Origin of the sequence: Streptomyces sp. NPDC059564 (assembly GCF_042735575.1) — a bacterium.
Taxonomy (GTDB): Bacteria; Actinomycetota; Actinomycetes; order Streptomycetales; family Streptomycetaceae; genus Streptomyces.
The window spans coordinates 1-1,199 of the sequence record NZ_JBHWBP010000711.1; the positions used below are offsets into that span (position 1 = coordinate 1).

The window sequence follows — 1,199 nt, forward strand, 5'->3', positions numbered from 1 at the left end:
GAGTCTGGGGATGGTGGAAGGGCGGGTAGGGGACAGCCCCCGCAGGGCCTACAACGGGGGCGGCTCCGGCCGCTCCTGGGGGCCCCGGCCCGACAGGACCTCCCCATAAGCCTGCATCAGATCGGCCAGCCGCAGGGTGGAGAGGTCGTCCCGCGAGGGCTCCCCGGCGAACCCCGCCAGCCGCAGGTCCCGGTACGCGCAGCTCTTCTCGTACAGCGTCCGCAGGAACCGGCCGTTGCCGAGCTCGTCGATCCAGCCCTGCTCCACCACGTGCCCGCTGATGCTGCGCAGCTCCTCCAGCGCCTCCTCGTCCCACCGGTCGCCGTTCGCGTCGGCCAGCACCCCGCCGATCGCGCTCAGCTCCGGCGGCCGGTAGCTCGGGAAGTCCACCCGGGTGGTGAACCGCGAGGACAGCCCCGGATTCGCGGCCAGCAGCCGGTCCATCCCCGCCGGATAGCCCGCCAGGATCACCACCAGGTGGTCCCGGTTGTCCTCGGCGCGCTTGAGCAGCACCTGCAGGGCCTCGTCCCCGTACGCGTCACCCTTGCTGTAACCGGAATTGGACAGGCTGTACGCCTCGTCCACGAACAGCACCCCGCCGATCGCCGAGTCGATCAGCTCGTTCGCCTTGACGGCGGTCTGCCCCAGGAACTCGCCCACCAGATCGGCCCGTTGCGCCTCCAGCAGATGGTCGCCGCCCAGCAGCCCGAGCGCGTAGAACACCCGCCCCAGGATCCGGGCCACCGTCGTCTTGCCCGTGCCCGAGGGCCCCGAGAAGACGAAGTGCCGCTTCGGGGGCTGCACCGGCAGCCCCTGGGCCGCCCGCAGCCTGGCCATGTGCAGCTGCGCCGACAGGGCCTTCACCTGCCGCTTGACCGGCTCCAGACCCACCATCCGCTCCAGCTCCGCCAGCGCCTCGGCCAGTGCCCGCGGATCGGCCGGACCGGCCGGCAGCCCCGCCGGCGCGCCCTGCGGGGGCACGGACACCTTGTGCTGCCGTACGCCCTCCACCCGCCCCGGCCCGCCGGGCGGCCCGAACCGCTGGTCCGGCGGCTCCCCGGGCGTCGGCGGATCGGGATCCACCTGCCCGTCCGCCGCCACGTCCTGCGCGGGCCCGCCGCCCCCCCCGAGCGCCACCGCCGCGAAGTCCCCGCCGACGGGGGACAGCCCGTGCCCCGCGACGCCCTCGGCGGTGTGCC

General features: G+C 74.5%; 1 protein-coding gene. It reads right to left on the reverse strand.

Annotated features, from left to right (window positions below):
- Positions 1-48: 48 nt before the first annotated feature.
- Positions 49-1,199, reverse strand: a 1,151-nt coding sequence (locus ACFV0Q_RS41840; protein WP_385013364.1) for an AAA family ATPase, incomplete at its 5' end; no start/stop codon positions are given.